18 protein-coding genes are annotated in these 20,045 nt (G+C 66.5%); 7 read left to right on the top strand and 11 right to left on the bottom strand.

Annotated features, from left to right (window positions below; genetic code table 11):
* Nucleotides 1-100: 100 nt before the first annotated feature.
* From AB4Z27_RS24820 to AB4Z27_RS24790, 7 genes are all read left to right on the top strand, one after another.
* On the top strand, nucleotides 101-724 hold the full coding sequence (locus tag AB4Z27_RS24820) for a sigma-70 family RNA polymerase sigma factor (RefSeq protein WP_369823375.1): 624 nt from the start codon (nucleotides 101-103) through the stop codon (nucleotides 722-724).
* Nucleotides 721-1,455 carry an anti-sigma factor gene (locus tag AB4Z27_RS24815; RefSeq protein WP_441645495.1) on the top strand — a complete coding sequence of 245 codons (735 nt, stop codon included), beginning with the start codon at nucleotides 721-723 and terminating at the stop codon, nucleotides 1,453-1,455. Before AB4Z27_RS24820 ends, AB4Z27_RS24815 begins: the two co-directional genes overlap by 4 nt.
* A gap of 119 nt (nucleotides 1,456-1,574) precedes the next feature.
* Nucleotides 1,575-2,984 (top strand): argininosuccinate lyase, encoded by a 1,410-nt coding sequence (gene argH / locus AB4Z27_RS24810; protein WP_092290659.1) that lies wholly within the window; start codon nucleotides 1,575-1,577, stop codon nucleotides 2,982-2,984.
* Nucleotides 2,985-3,170: 186 nt separating this feature from the next.
* The gene (locus tag AB4Z27_RS24805; RefSeq protein ID WP_092290661.1) at nucleotides 3,171-3,713 is read left to right on the top strand and encodes a TRAP transporter small permease subunit; all 543 of its coding nucleotides are present in this window, start codon (nucleotides 3,171-3,173) and stop codon (nucleotides 3,711-3,713) included.
* On the top strand, nucleotides 3,710-5,440 hold the full coding sequence (locus AB4Z27_RS24800; RefSeq protein WP_092290663.1) for a TRAP transporter large permease: 1,731 nt from the start codon (nucleotides 3,710-3,712) through the stop codon (nucleotides 5,438-5,440). Before AB4Z27_RS24805 ends, AB4Z27_RS24800 begins: the two co-directional genes overlap by 4 nt.
* A 277-nt stretch (nucleotides 5,441-5,717) precedes the next feature.
* Nucleotides 5,718-6,308 carry a peptidoglycan recognition protein family protein gene (locus tag AB4Z27_RS24795; protein WP_092290665.1) on the top strand — a complete coding sequence of 197 codons (591 nt, stop codon included), beginning with the start codon at nucleotides 5,718-5,720 and terminating at the stop codon, nucleotides 6,306-6,308.
* Entirely contained in the window at nucleotides 6,302-6,706 is a 405-nt protein-coding gene (locus AB4Z27_RS24790) for a hypothetical protein (protein WP_092290667.1), read from the top strand. Before AB4Z27_RS24795 ends, AB4Z27_RS24790 begins: the two co-directional genes overlap by 7 nt.
* An 83-nt stretch (nucleotides 6,707-6,789) precedes the next feature.
* On the opposite strand, the gene AB4Z27_RS24785 is transcribed toward AB4Z27_RS24790, so the two are convergent.
* The 11 genes from AB4Z27_RS24785 to AB4Z27_RS24735 all read right to left on the bottom strand — a co-directional run bounded on the left by AB4Z27_RS24785 (nucleotide 6,790) and on the right by AB4Z27_RS24735 (nucleotide 20,001).
* On the bottom strand, nucleotides 6,790-9,054 hold the full coding sequence (locus AB4Z27_RS24785) for an Orn/Lys/Arg decarboxylase N-terminal domain-containing protein (protein WP_441645494.1): 2,265 nt from the start codon (nucleotides 9,052-9,054) through the stop codon (nucleotides 6,790-6,792).
* A gap of 135 nt (nucleotides 9,055-9,189) precedes the next feature.
* Complete coding sequence (dcd, locus tag AB4Z27_RS24780; protein WP_092290905.1) at nucleotides 9,190-9,756, bottom strand: dCTP deaminase; 567 nt, start codon at nucleotides 9,754-9,756, stop codon at nucleotides 9,190-9,192.
* Nucleotides 9,757-9,872: 116 nt separating this feature from the next.
* On the bottom strand, nucleotides 9,873-10,706 hold the full coding sequence (locus tag AB4Z27_RS24775; protein ID WP_092290671.1) for a formate dehydrogenase accessory sulfurtransferase FdhD: 834 nt from the start codon (nucleotides 10,704-10,706) through the stop codon (nucleotides 9,873-9,875).
* Nucleotides 10,707-10,815: 109 nt separating this feature from the next.
* Nucleotides 10,816-11,406: a superoxide dismutase family protein gene (locus tag AB4Z27_RS24770; protein ID WP_441590692.1), complete on the bottom strand. Its 591-nt coding sequence runs from the start codon at nucleotides 11,404-11,406 to the stop codon at nucleotides 10,816-10,818.
* Nucleotides 11,407-11,487: 81 nt separating this feature from the next.
* Nucleotides 11,488-12,690 carry a formate dehydrogenase subunit gamma gene (locus AB4Z27_RS24765; RefSeq protein ID WP_092290675.1) on the bottom strand — a complete coding sequence of 401 codons (1,203 nt, stop codon included), beginning with the start codon at nucleotides 12,688-12,690 and terminating at the stop codon, nucleotides 11,488-11,490.
* Nucleotides 12,691-12,704: 14 nt separating this feature from the next.
* Nucleotides 12,705-12,941: a hypothetical protein gene (locus AB4Z27_RS24760; protein ID WP_092290677.1), complete on the bottom strand. Its 237-nt coding sequence runs from the start codon at nucleotides 12,939-12,941 to the stop codon at nucleotides 12,705-12,707.
* Nucleotides 12,938-13,615: a formate dehydrogenase FDH3 subunit beta gene (fdh3B, locus tag AB4Z27_RS24755; protein WP_092290679.1), complete on the bottom strand. Its 678-nt coding sequence runs from the start codon at nucleotides 13,613-13,615 to the stop codon at nucleotides 12,938-12,940. Before fdh3B ends, AB4Z27_RS24760 begins: the two co-directional genes overlap by 4 nt.
* 21 nt (nucleotides 13,616-13,636) lie before the next feature.
* On the bottom strand, nucleotides 13,637-16,705 hold the full coding sequence (locus AB4Z27_RS24750) for a molybdopterin-dependent oxidoreductase (RefSeq protein ID WP_092290681.1): 3,069 nt from the start codon (nucleotides 16,703-16,705) through the stop codon (nucleotides 13,637-13,639).
* Nucleotides 16,706-16,777: 72 nt separating this feature from the next.
* Nucleotides 16,778-16,999: a formate dehydrogenase gene (locus tag AB4Z27_RS24745; RefSeq protein ID WP_092290683.1), complete on the bottom strand. Its 222-nt coding sequence runs from the start codon at nucleotides 16,997-16,999 to the stop codon at nucleotides 16,778-16,780.
* Nucleotides 17,000-17,173: 174 nt separating this feature from the next.
* Complete coding sequence (locus tag AB4Z27_RS24740) at nucleotides 17,174-17,815, bottom strand: TorD/DmsD family molecular chaperone (protein WP_441645493.1); 642 nt, start codon at nucleotides 17,813-17,815, stop codon at nucleotides 17,174-17,176.
* Nucleotides 17,816-17,859: 44 nt separating this feature from the next.
* On the bottom strand, nucleotides 17,860-20,001 hold the full coding sequence (locus AB4Z27_RS24735) for a 4Fe-4S binding protein (RefSeq protein ID WP_441645492.1): 2,142 nt from the start codon (nucleotides 19,999-20,001) through the stop codon (nucleotides 17,860-17,862).
* Nucleotides 20,002-20,045: the final 44 nt, after the last annotated feature.

Below are 20,045 nucleotides of genomic sequence, written 5' to 3'. Positions count from 1 at the left end.
AGCCGATGCGGTCCATCGGCTTTCCGTCCTTTCCAGCCTTTCCAGCCCATTCTTCCTATACTCAGGCGGAGCCCCTAGCCCCGCCCCCGTGCCTGCTTCCCTGCCCTCCTCCGCGGATGCCCACGCAAACCCTGCTCCTCCCGAAGCGGCGGCGCAGCCGGACCCTGCCGCGCGGCTGGCGGGCCTGCTGCAGGACATCGCCCTGGGCGACCGCCCGGCGCTGCGCGCGCTCTACGACCTCACCGTGACGAAACTGTTTGGCCTGGCGCTGCGTATTACTAATAGGCGGGATTGGGCGGAGGACGTCGTGCAGGAGAGTTTTGTCAGCATCTGGCATCACGCCGGCGACTATCGCCCCCACGTGGCGGCCCCCATGACCTGGATGGCCGCCATCGTGCGCAACCGGGCGCTGGACTGCCTGCGCCGGCAGGCCGCCGCGCGGGGTGGCCAGCCGGCACAGCCCGATGACGACCTGGAAGCCTGGTTGCCCGACGACCGCGCCGGCCCCGCCGACGCCGCGCTGGCGAGCGAACGCGCGGCGGCACTGGCCCGCTGCCTGCAACGGCTGGAACCGTCGCAGCGGCAGGCCATCGCCCTCGCCTATCTGCGCGACCTGAGCCACACCGAACTGGCGGCCCAGCTACAGGTGCCGCTCGGCACCATCAAGTCGTGGATCCGGCGGGGGCTGGAGCGGCTGCGCACCTGTCTGGAGGGGCTGGCATGAGGCTCACCGGCCATCCTGACCTGCTCGACCGTCTGGCCGCCCAATATGCACTGGGGGTGCTGCGCGGCGGCGCGCGGCGCCGGCTGGAGCGGCTGGCGCACGAGGAGACCGCCGTGCGCGCCGCCATCGAACGCTGGCAGGCACGCCTGACCGGGCTGGCGGAGTTGCARCCGGCGGCCCAGCCAGTCGACAAGGTCTGGTGCGGCATCGAACAACGGCTGGGCTGGCAGGCCGCCCCGCTCAAGCTGAARCCGCCGCCCCCGCGCCACTGGTGGCAGGCCTTCCAGGACGCCCCGGTGCTGCTGCGCATGGCCTCGGCGGCGCTGGCCTTGCTGGCGCTGATGGCCGTGGGGGTGTCGCAATGGCTGGTGAACCAGCGCGAGCAGGCGCCGACGATGTCCGCCGTGGCGATCCTGAACGATGATCAGGCTCGGCCCGCCGTGGTTGTGCTCTGGGATGCCCCCGCCAGCACGGTCACCGTGCGCCGCCTGGATCACCTGAAGCTGGCCGACCAGCAGGTGCTCCAGCTCTGGGCCCTGCCGGAAGGCGGCAAGCCGCAGTCGCTGGGGGTGATCGGCCGGCGCCACGAGGTGCGGCTGGAAGTGAAGCGCGCGCCGGACAGCGTGCCGGCGCTCGCCATCAGCATCGAGCCGCCGGGCGGCTCGCCCAGCCCGGACGGGCCGTCTGGGCCGGTGGTGTTCCAGGGCCGGGTGGTCGCCCAGCCGGCTTGAGGCGAGGTAACGTCCAACGGGCGCGGAATCCGTCCCCGGGGGCGATATAATCGCGGTTTCCCGAATTTCGCCAGCGCCCGCCGCCGTTCGCGGTGCGCGCAACAACTGTCCCCTCGCCCATGACCTCCCAACTTGCCAAGAAAGGCGAAGCCTGGTCCGCCCGCTTCTCCGAACCGATGTCCGACCTGGTGAAGCGCTACACCGCATCGGTCTTCTTCGACAAGCGCCTGGCGCTGTTCGACATCGCCGGGTCGCTGGCCCATGCGGCCATGCTGGCCAAGCAAGGCATCATCGCCGAGGCGGACCGCGCCGAGATCGAGCGTGGCATGACGCAGATCCGTGGCGAGATCGAGTCCGGCGCGTTCGAGTGGAAGCTCGACCTCGAGGACGTCCACCTGAATATCGAGGCCCGCCTGACCGCGCTGGTCGGCGACGCCGGCAAGCGCCTGCACACCGGCCGCTCGCGCAATGACCAGGTGGCCACCGACATCCGCCTGTGGCTGCGCAGCGAGATCGACAACATCATCGGCCTGCTGGGCGCCCTGCGCGCCGCGCTGCTGGACCTGGCCGAGCAGAACGCCGACACCATCCTGCCCGGCTTCACCCACCTCCAGGTGGCCCAGCCGGTCACCTTCGGCCACCATCTGCTGGCCTATGTGGARATGTTCACGCGCGACGCCGAGCGCATGGCCGATTGCCGAAAACGCGTCAACCGGCTGCCGCTGGGCGCCGCCGCGCTGGCCGGCACGAGCTACCCGATCGATCGTGAGTTCGTGGCGTCCCAGCTTGGTTTCGACGGCGTTTGCCGCAATTCGCTCGACGCCGTCTCCGACCGCGACTTCGCGATCGAATTCTGTGCCGCCGCCGCGCTGGTGATGACGCACGTCTCGCGTTTTTCCGAAGAACTGGTGCTGTGGATGAGCCCGCGCGTCGGCTTCATCGACATCGCCGACCGCTTCTGCACGGGCAGCTCGATCATGCCGCAGAAGAAGAACCCGGACGTGCCCGAACTCGCCCGCGGCAAGACCGGCCGCGTGAACGGCCACCTGATCGGCCTGCTGACGCTGATGAAGGGYCAGCCGCTCGCGTACAACAAGGACAACCAGGAAGACAAGGAACCGCTGTTCGACACGGTGGACACCGTGGTGGACACGCTGCGCATCTTTGCCGACATGGTGCCGGGCATCACCGTGAAGCCGGAGGCCATGCGCGCCGCCGCGCTGCAGGGCTACGCCACGGCCACCGACCTGGCCGACTATCTGGTCAAGCGCGGCCTGCCGTTCCGTGACGCCCACGAGGCCGTGGCCCACGCCGTGCGCGCCTGCGACGACCGCCGCTGCGACCTGGCCGACCTCACCGTGGCCGAGCTGCGCGAGGTCTCCGGCCTGGGCGACAAGTCGAGCCTGATCGGTGACGACGTGCACGCCGTGCTGACGCTGGAAGGCTCCGTGGCCGCCCGCGATCACATCGGCGGCACCGCGCCCGCCCAGGTGCGCGCCGCCATCCAGGCCGCCCGCGCCGCGCTCTGAAAACGCACGTGAAGCAGTAAGCTTTCCGTAAGGTTCGGAGAGCCCCGAAACCGCCGTGGCGCAAGCCCCGGCGGTTTTTCTTTGGCGCCCGTGATGTGCACGCGACGCCGGTAGGTACATCCCCCTAGCGCCGATAGAATTTGTTACAGATACACTAATCGCCGCAAAAACCGGGGGAGACAACCCATGTATTACTTGCTTGGTCTGTCACGACAGATCGACAGGTTGAACCAGCACACAGGCAGAGTTGCAAACATCATGATCCTGCTGTCGTGCCTGGTCAGCGCGGGGAACGCCCTGCTGCGCTATGGCTTCAACCTCAGTGACAACTGGCCACTCGAACTGCAGTGGTATATGTTCGCCATCGCCGTGATGTTCGGCACGTCGTACACGTTCCAGCGCAATGAGCACGTGCGCGTGGACCTGATCTACGGCAACGTGTCCGAGCGCGCGCAGCACTGGATCGACATCTTCGGCATCGTCGTGTTCCTGCTGCCCTCCACGATCCTGTTCACGTGGCTCTCGTGGGAATCGCTGTTCCTGCCCTCGTGGCGCATCCTCGAGCAATCGGGCAACTCCGGCGGGCTGCCGCGGTACCCGATCAAGCTGGTGGTGCCCATCGGCTTTGCCCTGCTCACGCTGCAGGGCATTTCCGAGCTGATCAAGCGCTTCGCGGCCCTGAAGGGGCTGGTGCGCATCGAATCGAAATACGAGAGGCCGGTGCAATGATCCCGTTGGAATATATGCCGCCGCTGATGTTCGGCGGCCTGGTGGTATTCATGCTGATCGGGTTCCCGGTCGCATTCTCGCTGTCCGCCGTGGGTCTGGCGTTCGGCTTCCTGGCCATCGAGTGGGGCTACTTCCCCGTCCAGTTCCTGCAGGCGGTGCCGAGCCGGGTGTTCGGCAGCGTGCTGGCCAACGAGTTGCTGCTGGCCATTCCGTTCTTCACCTTCATGGGGGCGATCCTCGAGAAGTGCGGGCTGGCGGAGGACATGCTGGACTCCATGGGCCAGCTCTTCGGCCCCGTGCGCGGCGGGCTGGGCTACTCGGTGATCATCGTCGGCTTCATCCTGGGGGCGATCACCGGCACGGTGGCGGCGCAGGTCATCGCCATGGCCATGATCTCGCTGCCGGTGATGATGCGCTACCGCTACAACATGAAGTACGCCACGGGCGTGCTGGCGGCCTCGGGCACCATCACGCAGYTGGTGCCGCCGTCGCTGGTGCTCGTGGTGCTGGCCGACCAGCTCAAGACCCCGATGGGCAGCGCCGACGTCGGCAGCATGTACCTGGGCGCCTGGGGCCCCTCGGTGGTCCAGATCGCGCTGTTCGCGCTCTACACCTTCGTGATCACCCGCATCAAGCCGGACTGGCTGCCGCCGGTGCCCCCGGAGGCGCGCACGCTGACCGGCTGGGCCCTGTGGCGCAAGTGCCTGCGCGGCATCATCCCGTGCGCGGTGCTGATCTTCCTGGTGCTGGGCACGATCATGCTGGGCATTGCCACACCGACCGAGTCGGGCGCCATGGGCGCGGTGGGTGCGCTGGTGCTGGCCGTGATCCGTGACAAGGGCTTCAACCGGATCGACCGCACGATCTACCGCGTGGGCCTCGCCGCCACGCTGGTCGCGGCTGGGGTCGGCTTCTACGCGTTCGGCTCCCACGCGTTCCGGATACCGCTGGCGCTGGCCTATCTGGTCCTGCTGTGGCTGCTGGTCCGCGCGGGGCAGTTGACCGACCTGCGGCTGCTGATCGTCGATGCCTACCAGTCCACGGCACGCCTGACCGCGATGGTGGTGTTCATCCTGATCGGCTCGACCTGCTTCTCGGTGGTGTTCCAGGGCGTGGACGGCGGCGCCTGGGTGGAGCACCTGTTCACCTCGCTGCCGGGCGGCTGGATCGGCTTCCTGATCGTGGTGAACCTGTTCATCTTCTTCCTGGCGTTCTTCCTCGACTTCTTCGAGATCGCCTTCATCGTGGTGCCGATGCTGGCACCCGTGGCGGTGAAGGTGCTGACGCCGGTGGTGCTCGAATCGATGGGCGGCAAYCCCGAAGCGGCCGCCACGGCGGCCCTGGTGTGGTTCGGCGTGATGCTGTGCGTGAACATGCAGACCTCGTTCATGCATCCGCCGTTCGGCTTCGCGCTGTTCTACCTGCGCGGCATCGCCCCGAAGGAAGTGAAAAGCTCGGACATCTACTGGGGCGCCCTGCCCTGGGTCGGCCTGCAGATGGTGATGGTGCTGCTGGTGATGTTCTGGCCGGGCATGGTGACGGGCCTGCTGGACAAGGGCTCGCTCAAGCACAGCAACTCGGCGGAGGTAAGCATCCCGCTTGGCGGAGAGGATGCCAAGCCGGCGGCGCCACCGGGCGGCGCATCGAGCCCGGGCACGCTGGAATTGCCGGCCGCCGAGCCCGCCGAACCAGCCGCACCGCAGTTCGAGTTCGAGAAGAAGAAGTAATACGGCCGAATCGGACTGCACAAGAGCCCCGCGCGATGCGGGGCTTTTTTTCGTCCGTCGTTTGCGCCAAGGGCCGAGTGCCTCCAGATTTTTGGACGTAGTGCTAAAGACGGSAGCGAGTCATTACGGTATTGAACGCATTGGTACCTTGCCACGTCAGGGCCATGACTTCCATGGCTACCGACCTGCGATGGCAAGACAACCGACGAGATCGTGTTTCTGCCGCAGACACGGTACGACAGCAATACCGGTAAGGCGGCCTGATTTAGGAGAGACCATGCTGTTCATATCGAAGGAAGGACACGTTGACTCAGATCGTATCGTTGTACGGATTTATCCTCGGATCGAACGCGGTCCGATGCACAAGGTGAATGGAATTGTGGTGCATCAGACGGCAGCTCCCACGGCCTCCAGCACCTTCAGTTCATATCAGGTCAATGGCGCCAATGGCGCACACTTCCTGATTGATAGGGATGGGACTATCTATCAGACCGCATCGCTGAGAAAAAGAACGAACCACGTCGGCAATATCAAGTCGCGTTGCCTGGAAACCAGGAAATGCTCGCCGGCAGAGTTCAATGCCGCCTACCCATTGAAATGGCGACCTACGCCACTATCGCGGCATGAGCACAGGAAACCCTTCCCCGAACGATATCCCGGCAACACGGATTCGGTTGGCATTGAACTGGTAGGGGCATACATTGAGAAAAACGAAGTGTACGAGTCCGTGACCCCGTCACAGAATGACGCTGTTCGATGGCTCGTAGCAGAACTTTCAGCCACCCTGAAAGTGGCCATGGGCGATGTCTACAGACACCCTCAACTCTCTCGGAAAACCGAGTCCGAAGCGAGCTCCGCAAAATGGTGAGAAACCTGTTGCTCGCGCTGTGCGCGATGTTGTGGCTTGTCATGTCGCCGGTCGCACATGCCCGTGCTGTAAAGGCGGTGACGATAGATGCCGTAGGACTCAGCAGGCTCGAGGAGATGGCGCAAGAATGCAAGAAATTCCGGCCTTCCGTGAAACTGGTAAAACGCTATTTCTCGCGTGCCTATCCAGTAGATGCCATCTACTACTCCAAAAAGTTCTGGTCCCCTTGTTGGGCGTCGGGAACCATCGAGTACGCAGATGGAAATCGCGGGAAATGGCGGCTGAGTTCCGGTGGGGCGGCCTACCTCGAATGGAGTCATTCAGGCGAGGTGATCTTGTATTTCAAGAATAATGGTTGGCAAGATCCCTTTGGGTCCGGCTACGACGAGTCGGTCTAAACAAGAAAAACCGGCGCCAAGGCGCCGGTTTTTTGTCGATCCGTCATGGCGGAACCTCCGAGAGGAATCCGAAACGGACATCCCTACTGCTTCACGCAGTCCACAAAATAAGCCTTCTGCCCGTCCACCTCGTCTTCCACCAGACCGTGGATGTCGGTTTCAAATCCCGGGAACAGCTTGTTGAACTCGCGTGCGAACTTCAGGTACTGGACGATGGTCCGGTTGAAGCGCTCGCCCGGGATCAGCAGYGGAATGCCCGGKGGGTACGGCGTCAGCAGGATGGCGGTGACGCGGCCTTCCAGTTCGTCCACGGGCACGCGCTCGATCTCGCGRTGGGCCATCATCGCCCAGGCGTCSGACGGCTTCATGGCCGGYTCCATGTCCGACAGGTACATCTCCGTCGTCACGCGCGCCACRTCGTTGGCCTTGTAGACGCTGTGGATCGCRTCGCAMAGGTCGCGCAGGCCCATGCGCTCGTACTGCGGGTACTTGCCGACGAACTCCGGCAGCACGCGCCAGAGCGGCTGGTTCTGGTCGTAATCGTCCTTGAATTGTTGCAATTCGGTGACGAGCGAGTTCCAGCGGCCCTTGGTGATGCCGATGGTGAACATGATGAAGAACGAGTACAGGCCCGTCTTCTCGATGATGATGCCGTGCTCGGCCAGGTACTTGGTGACGATGGCGGCCGGGATGCCGCGCTCGCTGAACTCGCCGTCCACGTCCAGGCCCGGGGTGATCAGGGTGGCCTTGATCGGGTCGAGCAGGTTGAAGCCGTCGGCCAGGTCGCCAAAGCCATGCCAGCGCTCGTTGGCCTGCAGCATCCASGCCTCGCGGTCGCCGATGCCGTCTTCGATCAGCGCGTCCGGGCCCCAGACCTTGAACCACCAGTCGCCGTTGTTGCCGGCCTCGTAGTCGCCCTCCACCTTGCGCATGGCGCGGCGGAAGTCCATCGCTTCCTGGATGCTTTCCTCGACCAGCGCGGTGCCGCCCGGGGCTTCCATCATCGCCGCCGCCACATCGCACGAGGCGATGATCGAGTACTGCGGGCTCGTCGAGGTATGCATCAGGTAGGCCTCGTTGAACCGGTAGCGGTCCAGCTTGCGGGTCTCCGAGTCCTGCACCAGGATCTGGGACGCCTGCGACAGCCCGGCCAGCAGCTTGTGCGTGGACTGCGTGGCGAACACCAGCGCGTCCTTGCTGCGCGGCCGGTCACGGCCGATGGCGTGCATGTTGCGGTAGAAGTCGTGGAAGGCGGCGTGCGGCAGCCAGGCTTCGTCGAAGTGCAGCGTGTCGATCTCGCTCGCCAGCATCTCCTTGATCTGCTCGGCGTTGTACAGCACGCCGTCGTAGGTGCCCTGGGTGATCGTCAGGATGCGCGGCTTCTGGTTCTTGGCCTTGCTGGCAAACGGATGGTTGGCGATCTTGCGGCGGATCGTCTCCGGGTCGAATTCGCTCTTCGGGATCGGGCCGATGATGCCGTAGTGGTTGCGCGTCGGCATCAGGAACACCGGAATCGCGCCGGTCATCATGATCGCGTGCAGGATCGACTTGTGGCAGTTGCGGTCCACCACCACGATGTCCCCCGGGGCCACGTTGGCGTGCCAGACCATCTTGTTCGAGGTCGACGTGCCGTTGGTCACGAAGTACATGTGGTCCGAGTTGAAGATCCGCGCGGCGTTGCGCTCGGATGCCGCCACCGGGCCGGTGTGGTCCAGCAGCTGGCCCAGCTCGTCCACGGCGTTGCAGACGTCGGCGCGCAGCATGTTCTCGCCGAAGAACTGGTGGAATACCTGCCCCACCGGGCTCTTCAGGAACGCCACGCCGCCAGAGTGGCCCGGGCAGTGCCACGAGTACGAGCTGTCCTGCGCGTAGGCAATCAGGGCCTTGAAGAACGGCGGCGCCAGGGTGTCAAGGTAGACGCGGGCTTCGCGGATGATGTGACGCGCCACGAACTCGGGCGTGTCCTCGAACATGTGGATGAAGCCGTGCAGCTCGCGCAGGATGTCGTTGGGAATATGGCGCGAGGTGCGCGTCTCGCCGTACAGGAAGATCGGCAGGTCCGAATTGCGGCGGCGCACTTCGTTCACGAAGGCGCGCAGCTTCTCGATGGCGGCGGCTTCGGGCTGGTCATCGGCGCGCACGAACTCGTCGTCGTCGATCGAGACAATGAACGACGATGCCCGGCTGGACTGCTGGGCGAACGAGGTCAGGTCGCCGTAGCTGGTCAAGCCCATCACTTCCATGCCTTCGCGCTCGATGGCCTCTGCCAGCGCGCGGATGCCCGAGCCGGAAATGTTCTCGGAGCGGAAGTCTTCGTCGATGATGATGACGGGGAAGCGGAATTTCATCGGTCGATCCTTGATGAGAAGGCTTTGGAAAGACTTGAGCCACATGGCCGCCGGAAGGCTCCCCCGGGCGGCGTCATGTGGCTCTTTCGTCAGAATTGGGCGGCCGTCGGTCCGGACGCCGGCATTGTAATGCGGTCAGGTCTTCGGCAGTGTGACACCGTGCTGGCCCTGATACTTGCCGCCGCGGTCGGCGTACGAGGTCTCGCAGATTTCGTCGCTCTCGAAGAACAACACCTGGGCGCAGCCCTCGCCGGCGTAGATCTTGGCGGGCAGCGGGGTGGTGTTCGAGAACTCCAGCGTCACGTAACCTTCCCACTCCGGCTCGAACGGGGTCACGTTGACGATGATGCCGCAGCGCGCGTACGTGCTCTTGCCCAGGCAGATGGTCAGCACGCTGCGCGGAATGCGGAAGTACTCCATCGTGCGGGCCAGCGCGAACGAGTTCGGCGGGATGATGCAGACATCGCCCTTGAAGTCCACGAAGGACTTCTCGTCGAAGTTCTTCGGGTCGACGATGGTGCTGTTGATATTGGTGAAGATCTTGAACTCGTCCGCGCAGCGGATATCGTAGCCGTAGCTCGAAGTGCCGTAGGAGACGATCTTGCGGCCGTCCTCCTCCCGTACCTGGCCGGGCGCGAACGGCTCGATCATGGCGTGCTGTTCCGCCATGCGGCGGATCCACTTGTCGGATTTGATGCTCATATTGGCTGGCGGAATGGACGATGGGCGGCGCCCGGCCGAGCCGGTGCCGCTGGAATGGGGCGCATTGTACAACCAATCCGCCTGCGAACCGCCTCCGGCGGCCCCCCGGCGYGCCTTCAGGCCGGCGCGGCCGCCTCGGGCTGGCTGTGGCGGAACCGCTCCCGCCCGGTATACAACAGGAAATGCTTGCCGGTGCAGCGCGCGAACAGGCTCAGGTTGACCCGCTGGGCCATCTGGTAGCCCATCTGGGTCACCCCGGAGCGCGACAGCAGGAACGGAATGCCCATCTGCGCGCCCTTGATCACCATCTCGGAGGTCAGCCGGCCCGTGGTGTAGAAAACCTTGTCCTCGCCGGTCATGTCTTCCAGCCACATCCGGCCGGCGATGGCGTCCACGGCGTTGTGCCGGCCCACRTCCTCCACGAACATCAGCAGCTCGCTGCCCCGGAACAGCGCGCAGCCGTGCACCGAGCCGGCCTGCTTGTAGACCGACTGCTGCAGGCGGATGGTGTCGATGATTGCGTAGAGGGTTTCCTGGGTCAGCGTGGCATCCCCGGGCAGGCGGATGTTGTCGACCTCGTCCAGCAGCGAGCCGAACACCGTGCCCTGCCCGCATCCCGTGGTCACCACGCGGCGCGCGGTGCGTTCCTCGATGCGGTCCACGCCGGTGCGGGTGGTCACGGCAGCCGATTCGGTCTCCCAGTCCACCTGGATCGCGGCGATGTCCTCGATGTCGTCCACCAGCCGCTGGTTGCGCAGGTAGCCCAGCACCAGGTGCTCGGGCGCGCCGCCCAGCGTCATCAGGGTCACCAGCTCGCGCTTGTCGAGGTAGACCGTCAGCGGCCGCTCGCCCGGCAGCCAGGCCGGGCGCACGCGGCCCTGTTCGTCAACGACCTCCACCTCCTCGATCAGCGGGACGGCGGCATGGGTCAACTCGGGGCGCAGGGGCATGGGGGCGGGGGCGGGAAGGTGCCGGCCCGTGGCGGGGGCGCCATCGGGCCGGTTTCAGGGGCGTTTTGTTACTGCGGAACTACCGTTTATAGCCAAAAACTATCGATACTCAGGATGCGGCGACCACGCCACACGCGATCCGGCCGCCAGCGTTGCCGGTCGGCTGGGTGCGATAGTCGTCCGGGTCCTTGTGGACKATCACGGCCTTGCCGATCACGCTGTTCGGGCCCGGGCCGACGGTGACGTCCGGCATCAGGAACTGTACGCGCGCGTTGCCGCTGGCGTCGGCGGTCAGGTTGTTCATGTCGCCGGCATGGTGCTCGGGCATGGTCATCTGGCCGTGCGGTTTGCCGGCAGGGTTGAAATGGCCGCCGGCGCTCATCGCGTCAGGGGCCGAGCAATCGCCCTTCTCGTGGACATGGAAGCCATGCGAGGTGCCCGGAGGCAGGCCCGTGACCGCCACCACCACCATCACGCCGGCCGCCTGCTGGTCGAAGGTGACGCGGCCCGCGGTATTGGTGCCGCTCTTGGACTGCAACGGTGCCGCCGCCTTGGCGCCCACGGCGACCCGTGCCGCCGCCGGCGCGGCAGCCGGGGCCGCGCTGGCGCTGGCCGCATCGCTGCTGGTGCCCGAGGTTCCGCAACCCGCCATCACTGCCACGGCGGTGCCCACTGCCAAACCGCAAAGTACACGTTTCATGCCAAACCCTCCTCTAGAGTTGACTGCCGTGGCGATTGTAACGCCGCCCCGGTCGGGTGCATGGTGCGCTGCGGTAAACCCTCACACTTCGCCGGGACGCGGCCGCACGCGCGGCGTGTCGTCACGGGGCGTGGAGCGCTGGGCGGGAATCTTGCCGGACTGGATGTCGTCGTACCAGATCTCGTGGTGCTCCCGGGCCCAGGCCTCGTCCACGTAGCCATCGCGCATGGCGCGGTAGGCGCCCTCCATGCCGATCGTCCCCATATAGATATGGCCGCAGGCCAGCACGATCATCACCACGGCCGAGACCCCATGGATCACGTGGGCGATCTGCATCGTGGCGCGGTAGTAGTCCAGGCCCGGCACGATCATGTCGAGCACCCAGCCGGAGGCCGAGAGGACCAGCCCGAGCAGCACCATCCCGCCCCAGAACCACATCTTCTCGCCGGCGTTGAAGCGCGCGCTGGGCACGTGGGCGCCGGAGGCGAGCCCGCCGAGCTTGCGCACCCAGACCACGTCGCCACGGTTCGGCACGTTATCACGCACGAACACCACGAAGGTGGCAATGATCGACAGCGTGAACACCGGCCCGGTCAGGTTGTGCAGGTTCTTGAGAATGTAGGTGAGCCAGCCGAACAGCGTGTGGCCCATGATCGGCAGCAGGAAGTGCTTGCCGAACAGGATCACGATGCCCGAGATCGCCAGGATCACGAACGAGATGGCCACGGCCCAGTGCACGAAGCGCTCGGTGGGCGTGAAGCGCTCGATCATGCGGCCCGTGCGCGGGGACTTGAGCGGGATGGTGCGGCGCCAGGCGAAGAAGGCCAGGATGGCCGCCGGCACCAGGATCAGGATCCAGCCGCCCCAGACCGTCAGCACGCCATTGCGGAACAGCCGCCATTTCTGGCCGGTGCGCTGGATCAGCACGCCGGCTTCCTTGGCGGGCAGGCTGCTGTAGTGATGCTGGTCCGAGTTGACCTCGCGCCAGACCGGCGCGTTGTTGCCCGGCTGGGTCACCGAGCGCTCCTGCTGCGAGCGGGCCTCGGCGGCCACGTCGCGCCGGGGCACGTTGAAGATGTTCTCGCTGGCCACGCCTGCGAACGGCTGCACCGGGTGTGTGGCGGGATTGTTGGCGTCCGCCTGGGCCTGCGTCGGGGCCTGCGCCTGCGCCGGAGGCTGCGCGGCAGGCGGCGAGGCCGGCGCCTGGGCCAGCGCCGCGCCCGCCACACCGGCGGCAAGGACCACCCCGGCCAGCAAGGTCTTGAGGGTCTGGATGACGGTCATGGCGCCTCCCCCGCTCATTGGATGCGGTTGTACTCGTTCTGGTACTGGTTGCGCTGATGGATCTGACGCTGCCAGCTGTCCTTGTCGCCCGCCGTCCAGCCCTTGGCCACGAACGGGTCGCCGGGGGCGCCCTGCCAGGCGATGGAATCCGATTTCTTGTGCGTGGCCGAGACGGTCTGCGGCTTCTCGCTGCACGCCGCCAGCAGCGCGACGGTGGCGAGCATCGATACGATCAACGCGGTGCGGGTCATGACGGCTGCCCTCCGCCGGCCGGGGCGCCGGGTGCGGTGCCCTGCGGGGTGCTGGGGGCCGCCGGAGTGCCGTTGGCAGGCGCCTGCGGCTTGCCATAGGCCGTGCCCCAGCCGAACACATCGCCGCCCGTGCCGCGCTTGATCACGCGGTTGCGCAGGATGTCGGCAATCACGTCGCCATCGCCGCCGAGCAGGGCCTTGGTCGAGCACATTTCCGCGCAGAGCGGCAGCTTGCCCTCGGCCAGCCGGTTGCGGCCGTACTTTTCGAATTCTTCCTCGCTGCCGTTCTTCTCCGGGCCGCCGGCGCAGAACGTGCACTTGTCCATCTTGCCGCGCACGCCGAAGGTGCCCTCGCTGGGGAACTGCGGGGCGCCGAACGGGCAGGCGTAGGAGCAGTAGCCGCAGCCGATGCAGACGTCCTTGTCGTGCAGCACCACGCCGTCGTCGGTGCGGTAGAAGCAATCCACCGGGCAGACGGCCATGCAGGGCGCGTCCGAGCAGTGCATGCAGGCCACCGAGATCGACTTCTCGGCGTTGAGAATGCCGTCGTTGATCGTCACCACGCGGCGCCGGTTGACGCCCCAGGGCACCTCGTGCTCGTTCTTGCAGGCAGTGACGCAGCTGTTGCATTCGATGCAGCGCTCGGCGTCACAGATGAATTTCATGCGTGCCATGTGTCTCTCCGCTTCTCAGGCTCAGGCAAACCGCTCGATCTGGCAAACGGTGGTCTTGGTTTCCTGCATCATCGTCACCGAGTCGTAGCCGTAGGTGGTGGCCGTGTTCACGGCCTCCCCCCGGACGATCGGGTACGCGCCATCGGGATAGAACTGCTTGAGATCCTTGCCTTCCCACCAGCCCGAGAAGTGGAACGGGATGAACGCCGTATCCACGCCCACGCGCTCCGTCACCAGCGCGCGCACCTTGAGGCGGGCACCGGTCGGCGTGCGCACCCAGCAATAGTCGCCGTTGCGGATGCCCCGCGCGGACGCTGCCTGCGGGTTGATCTCGACGAAGTTCTCCTGCTGCAGCTCGGCCAGCCACGGGTTGGAGCGGGTTTCCTCGCCGCCACCCTCGTATTCCACCAGCCGGCCCGAAGTCAGGATGATCGGGAATTTCTCGTAGATCTTGTTCTCGATGTTGCGCTGCTGCACCGACTTGTACAGCGTGGGCAGGCGCCAGAAGGCCATCTTGTCGTCGTGGGTCGGGTACTTGGCGACCATGTCCGGCCGCGTGGAGTACAGCGGCTCACGGTGCTGCGGGATCGGGTCGGGGAAGTTCCAGACCACGGCGCGCGCCTTGGCGTTGCCGAACGGATGGCAACCGTGGTTCTTCATCACCACGCGCTGGATCCCGCCCGAGAGGTCGGTCTTCCAGTTCTTGCCCTCGGCGGCCTTCTTCTCGGCGTCGGTCAGGTCGTCCCACCAGCCCAGCTTCTTCAGCAGCACGTGGTCGAACTCGGGGTAGCCGGTGGTGATCTCCGCCCCGGCCGAGCAGGAGCCATCCTCGGCCAGCAGGTTCACCCCGTCGCGCTCCACGCCGAAGTTGGCGCGGAAGTTGCCGCCGCCGTCCATGACGTGCTTCGAGGTGTCATAAAGATTCGGCGATCCCGGGTGCTTGAGTTCGGGCGTGCCGTAGCAYGGCCACGGCAGGCCGAAGTAGTCGCCGGTCAGGTCGTAGCCGGTGACCGGGTCCTTGCCGCCCTTGCAGCGCAGCGTCTTCACATCGAACATCTGCATGTTGCGCATATGCGACTTGAGCCGCTCCGGCGACTGGCCCGTGTAGCCGATGGTCCAGTTGCTGGCGTTGATCTCGCGCAAGATCGATTCGGTCTCGGGCTCCTGCCAGGTACGGCCGGCGCGCTTGACCTCAATCATCTTGTAGTTCTTCGACAGCTCCTTGCCAAAGCCGAGCTTCTCGGCGAAGGCCTGCATGATGGTGTGGTCGGGCATCGACTCGAACAGCGGCTCGATGACCTTCTCGCGCCATTGCAGCGAGCGGTTCGAGGCCGTGCACGACCCCGAGGTCTCGAACTGGGTGGCCGCCGGCAGCAGGTAGACGGCGCGGTTCGGATTGATCTTGTCGCCGTCGGTCGGCGTCATGTTCGCCATGGCGGCCGTGGCGGAGGGGTACGGGTCCACCACCACCAGCAGGTCGAGCTTGTCCAGCGCGCGCTTCATCTCCAGGCCGCGCGTCTGCGAGTTCGGGGCGTGGCCCCAGAAGAACACGCCACGGACGTTGTTGTCCTGGTCGATCAGGTCGCGCTTCTCGGTCACGATGTCGATCCAGCGGGACACCGTGGTGCCGGACTTTTCCATCAGCGTCTGCGAGACGAACTGCTTCTTGATCCATTCGTAATCCACGCCCCACACCGCCGCGTAGTGCTTCCACGCGCCGGTGGCCAGGCCGTAGTAGCCCGGCAGGGAGTCGGGGTTCGGGCCCACGTCGGTGGCACCCTGCACGTTGTCATGGCCACGGAAGATGTTGGCGCCGCCGCCCGACACGCCGATATTGCCCAGCGCCAGCTGCACGATGCAGGAGGCGCGCACGATCGCATTGCCGATGGTGTGCTGGGTCTGGCCCATGCACCAGACCAGCGTGGACGGGCGATTCTTCGCCATGGTCTCGGCCACCAGCTTCACCTGGGCCTCGGGCACGCCGCAGACTTCCTCGACCTTGTCCGGGGTCCACTTGGCCAGGACCTCGGCCTTGACCTTGTCCATGCCGTAGACGCGGTCGTTCAGGTACTTGGGGTCTTCCCAGCCGTTCTGGAAGATGTGATACAGCACGCCGAACAGGAAGGCGATGTCGGTGCCCGAACGGATGCGCACGTAGTGATGCGCCTTGGCCGCCGTGCGGGTGTAGCGCGGGTCCACCACGATCACCTTGCAGCCGTTCTCCTTGGCGTGCAGCAGGTGCAGCATCGACACCGGGTGCGCCTCCGCGGCGTTGGAGCCGATATACAGCGCCGCGCGGGCGTTCTGCATATCGTTGTACGAGTTCGTCATCGCCCCGTARCCCCAGGTGTTCGCCACGCCGGCCACGGTGGTGGAGTGGCAGATGCGCGCCTGGTGGTCGGTATTGTTGGTGCCGAAGAACGACACCCACTTGCGCAGCAGGTACGACTGCTCGTTGCTGTGCTTGGAAGAGCCGACGAAGAACATCGAATCGGGGCCGGTCTCCTGGCGGATGGCCTTCATCTTCGCCGTGATCTCGTCCAGCGCCTGGTCCCAGCTGATCTTCTGGTACTTGCCGTTGACCAGCTTCATCGGGTACTTGAGCCGGTACTCGCCATGGCCGTGCTCGCGCAGCGCGGCACCCTTGGCGCAGTGCGCGCCCATGTTGATCGGGGAGTCGAAGACCGGTTCCTGGCGTATCCAGATGCCGTTCTGCACCACGGCATCCACCGCGCAGCCCACCGAGCAGTGGCCGCACACGGTGCGCCGTACCACGATCTCGCCCTTGCCGGCCCCGGCGCCGGTCTTGCCGTCGTCGGCATCGGCCTTGCGGATCAGCGTCAGTTGCGTGGCGGCCAGCCCGGCACCCACGCCGATGCCCGACCGCTTGAGAAAGCTGCGCCGATCCATCGTCGGCATCGCCCCGGCCAGCCCTGCGGCCAGGCGGGACGCCAGGCGCCCGTTGCCATTGCCATTGCCATGACTATTGCCATGACTGGAAGGATGGGCCTGCGGAGCAGTTGGGTCGGCGAGCCGGTTCGCAACCCGGTCGGTCTGGCCTTGGTCCGCGCGCTTGCGGGTCAGGATCATGTCTTGCCTCGGCGAAAGAGGGGGGACGAGAGACAAGGCGCGCCAGCCGGCACGCCGTGCGGGCGCCCAGGTCTAGATCAGCGTGGTGCGGTAGTACTTGCGGATATGGGCGGAGACCCGGTAGCCCTGGCTGTCGGGCGCGGGATCGGCCGCATCGGCGGTGGTGGGCGGCGCGAGGGCATCGGCCAGCGCCGATTGCCCGCGCGTGGCCACAGCGGCGGCACCGGCAGCGGCAACCACGCCAGCCCCGGCCAGGAAGGTCCGGCGTGCGACCCGGGATTGCTTGTCTTTCATGGGGGCTCCTGTCGGCTTTGCGTGACCGATGGATGATCTATTTATGCCTTGTCTTGCATATTCTAGATTGAAGCGAAATGAAAGACCACACTGTCAATCGGAAAATCCTCAAACTGCGGATAAACCCGGTGCTTGCGTTGGCCTTTCACACGGCTTTCACACAATCGCCCTGCCTCAATGCATCTCCAGCGCCACCGCCTCCACGCCGGTGAACGCGCGCAGCAGTTCTGCCGCACTGCGGTAGAACTGCGCCTGCGGGTGCTCGCCCAGCGCGYCGCAGAGTCGCTCCATCCACGGCTGCATATGGCGGGCAAAGAAGCGCTGCTGCTCGCCGGCGTTGCAGACCGCCACATCATCCCCCGCCACCAGGAAGCGCATGACCTCGCACAGTGTGGCGATGTGGTCCTCGGTCTCGCTGATGCCCTCGTGCCGCGCCAGCCCGTAGCGGGCCAGGTCGTCGCGCAGCGCCACCAGCGGGCGTTCGTTCAGGAAGCCGGCCAGGTAATAGGAGCCGTACAGGAAGACCTCCTGCTTGCCCACGCCGACGAACAGGCGCGCGTACTCGTCGGCGGCTTCCTCGGCGGTGGTCGTCGATGCTGCGTCGCACAATGCGTTCCAGGCCTGGCCCAGCACCGTGCGGGCGTCCTCGGCATTGGCGCGGTTGGCGGCGATATGGTGGAGCAGCGCGGCATCGGGCGGCTGGAAGAACAGCGTGGCCAGCAGGCCGTAGAGGTCCGCGCGGGCCATGTCCTCGGCGTCGGGCTCGCCGGGGGCCGGCGCGGGCGGGATCAGCTGAATCGGCTGGAAATCAGTCATGTCTTGATAGGTCTGGTCGGCCGCACCCTGCGGGGCGACTGGCGTTACTGGAGCGTGGCCCCGCGCGTCGCGCCGGTGTCTTTTTCGATCATGTCCACCACGCGGCAATCGGCACACATCTTCAGCCGGTCCGCGTTGGCGCCCGCGAAGGCCGGGTGGCCGGCCAGTCGCACCAGCATCGACTGCACCATCTGGGCGGTGCCGAACGGCTTGGCGCAGCGGATGCAATGGAACGGCTGSGTCTCGTTCAGCGTCACCGTGCGSCGGGCGCCCTCGCCCGTCAGCAGGCGCGGCACCAGCGCGATGGCGTCCTCCGGGCAGGTGGTCTCGCACAGCCCGCACTGCACGCAGTTGCGTTCGATAAAGGCCAGCACCGGGCGCTCGGCGTTGTCGCGCAGCGCGTTGGACGGACACGCGCCCACGCAGGCCATGCACAGCGTGCAGCGGCCCGTGTCCACGGTAATGGCGCCCAGCGGCGCGCCGGCGGGCAGCGGCACCACTTCGGCCGGCACCGGGGCATGGCGGGCGAGATGGTCGATGGCGAAGTCGAGCGTCTCGCGCTTGGCCAGCGCCGCGCGGAAGCTGGCCGGCGGCGGCGCGGTCACGCGCGACGGGGGACTGGCGAGCGCGGCGAGGCCGGCATCCAGCCCGCCCACGTCGCCCGCTTCCACGAGCGTCAGCCGCAACCCGCGATAGCCCAGCCCTTCGACAATGGCGCGCGCCACATYCATCTGTTCGACCAGCGCGGCGCGGTACTGCGGGGCCTCGTCGCCGGTCAGCAACACGGCCACGCCGCCCGCGCCCCAGCTCAGCGCCGCCAGCCAGAGTTCGATGCCGGTGGCAGCCGGGTGGAACAGCGGCACGGGAATCACGTTGGGCGGCACGCCGCGCGCCTGCCCGGCCCGGGCCGCGCGGCCCAGCGCCAGGATGGCCGGATTTCCATACTCCTCGCCATGCAGTAGCAGCACGGCATCACGGCCGCCGGCGGCGTTGTAAGTCGAGACCAGCGTGCGCAGCCGCTCGCCAAGCGCCTCGGGGCCGGGATAGGCGTAGCTGATGGCGCCAGTCGGGCAGACCGTGGTGCAGGCGCCGCAGCCCATGCAGAGATTGGGCGTGACCTCGATGGAACCCTTGCCATCGCGCCACCGCGAGCCAATCGCCTGCGTCGAGCAAATGTCGATACATGCGGTGCAGCCGGTGGTCTGGTTACGGCCGTGGGCGCACAGGCTTTCCTTGTAGCGGAAGAACTTGGGCTTCTCGAACTCACCCACCAGTTGTTGCAGTTGCAGCGCGTGGGCATGCTGGCGCGCCACGTCGGCGCCCGCGTGCAGGTAGCCCTGCGGGGGCTGGTGCATGGCGAAGGCCGGGGCGTCGTTGAGGTCGAACACTAGGTCGAAGCGCGCCTCGGTAGTGGCGGCAGGCCGGTCGAAGTCGATCGCCGCCGCCGCGCCGCAGGCCTTCACGCAGTCGCGATGGTCGCGGCAGCGGTCCAGGTCGATCTGGTAGCTGAAGTCGATCGCCCCTTCCGGGCAGGCATCGACGCAGGCGTTGCAGCGCGTGCAGAGGTCGAGGTCGATCGGGTTGCTCTGGCCGGCGCCGGTCCGCCAGCTGGCCGTGAAGTTGCCGAGCCAGCCGGTCAGGCCGGCCAGCGTGCCGCTGTGGACGGGCCACGCGCGGCTGGCGGGCGGCGTCACATCGCTGATCGATGCGCCGGTCAGCAGCACGGTGACTTCGAGGCCGGCCTCGGTGAGCCGGCCCGCCCAGGGCAGCGCCCGCGCGGCCGGGCCCAGTACCAGGACGGCGCCGTGCGAGCGGTAGTCCACCACCGCCACCGGGTCGGGCTCGGGGAGCGCGGCGGCAGCCAGCAGGGCGGCGATCTTGGCGTTGGCGGTGGCCGGGTCACGGCGCGCGCCCTGCGACCACCCGCCGGTCTCGCGGATATTGACRAAGCGCACCGGCGCGGTGACMACACCGCCCTCGCGCGCAGCGCCAGCCACCTCGGTGAACAACGGGCTTTCCTGGGTGCAGGCTACGATGACGTCTTCCGCGCCATCGAGCGCCCGGCGGAAATCGCCGATTTCACGCCGGCACAGCAGGCGGTGGACCTTCAGGGAACCAGAGGCATCGGACAGTGCCGCCCCGTCAAGCGGCATGGTGTCGTTGCAATTGCAGATCAGCGTCGGCATGGGGCAAGACTGCTTGCCGGCCCGGCGCCTCTTCGTGGTGGAGG

Origin of the sequence: Cupriavidus sp. KB_39, from assembly GCF_052114485.1 — a bacterium.
Taxonomy (GTDB): domain Bacteria; phylum Pseudomonadota; class Gammaproteobacteria; order Burkholderiales; family Burkholderiaceae; genus Cupriavidus.
The sequence above is the reverse complement of the archived record's forward strand: the minus strand, read 5'-3'. Positions and strand labels throughout refer to the sequence as shown.

Excerpts from the sequence above, each read along its gene's own strand:
- dcd (WP_092290905.1), bottom strand. The coding sequence starts at position 9,756 with ATGAGCATCAAATCCGACAAGTGGATCCGCCGCATGGCGGAACAGCAC.
- AB4Z27_RS24795 (WP_092290665.1), top strand. The coding sequence starts at position 5,718 with ATGCTGTTCATATCGAAGGAAGGACACGTTGACTCAGATCGTATCGTT.
- AB4Z27_RS24765 (WP_092290675.1), bottom strand. The coding sequence starts at position 12,690 with ATGACCGTCATCCAGACCCTCAAGACCTTGCTGGCCGGGGTGGTCCTT.
- AB4Z27_RS24790 (WP_092290667.1), top strand. The coding sequence starts at position 6,302 with ATGGTGAGAAACCTGTTGCTCGCGCTGTGCGCGATGTTGTGGCTTGTC.
- AB4Z27_RS24745 (WP_092290683.1), bottom strand. The coding sequence starts at position 16,999 with ATGAAAGACAAGCAATCCCGGGTCGCACGCCGGACCTTCCTGGCCGGG.
- fdh3B (WP_092290679.1), bottom strand. The coding sequence starts at position 13,615 with ATGGCACGCATGAAATTCATCTGTGACGCCGAGCGCTGCATCGAATGC.
- AB4Z27_RS24805 (WP_092290661.1), top strand. The coding sequence starts at position 3,171 with ATGTATTACTTGCTTGGTCTGTCACGACAGATCGACAGGTTGAACCAG.
- AB4Z27_RS24760 (WP_092290677.1), bottom strand. The coding sequence starts at position 12,941 with ATGACCCGCACCGCGTTGATCGTATCGATGCTCGCCACCGTCGCGCTG.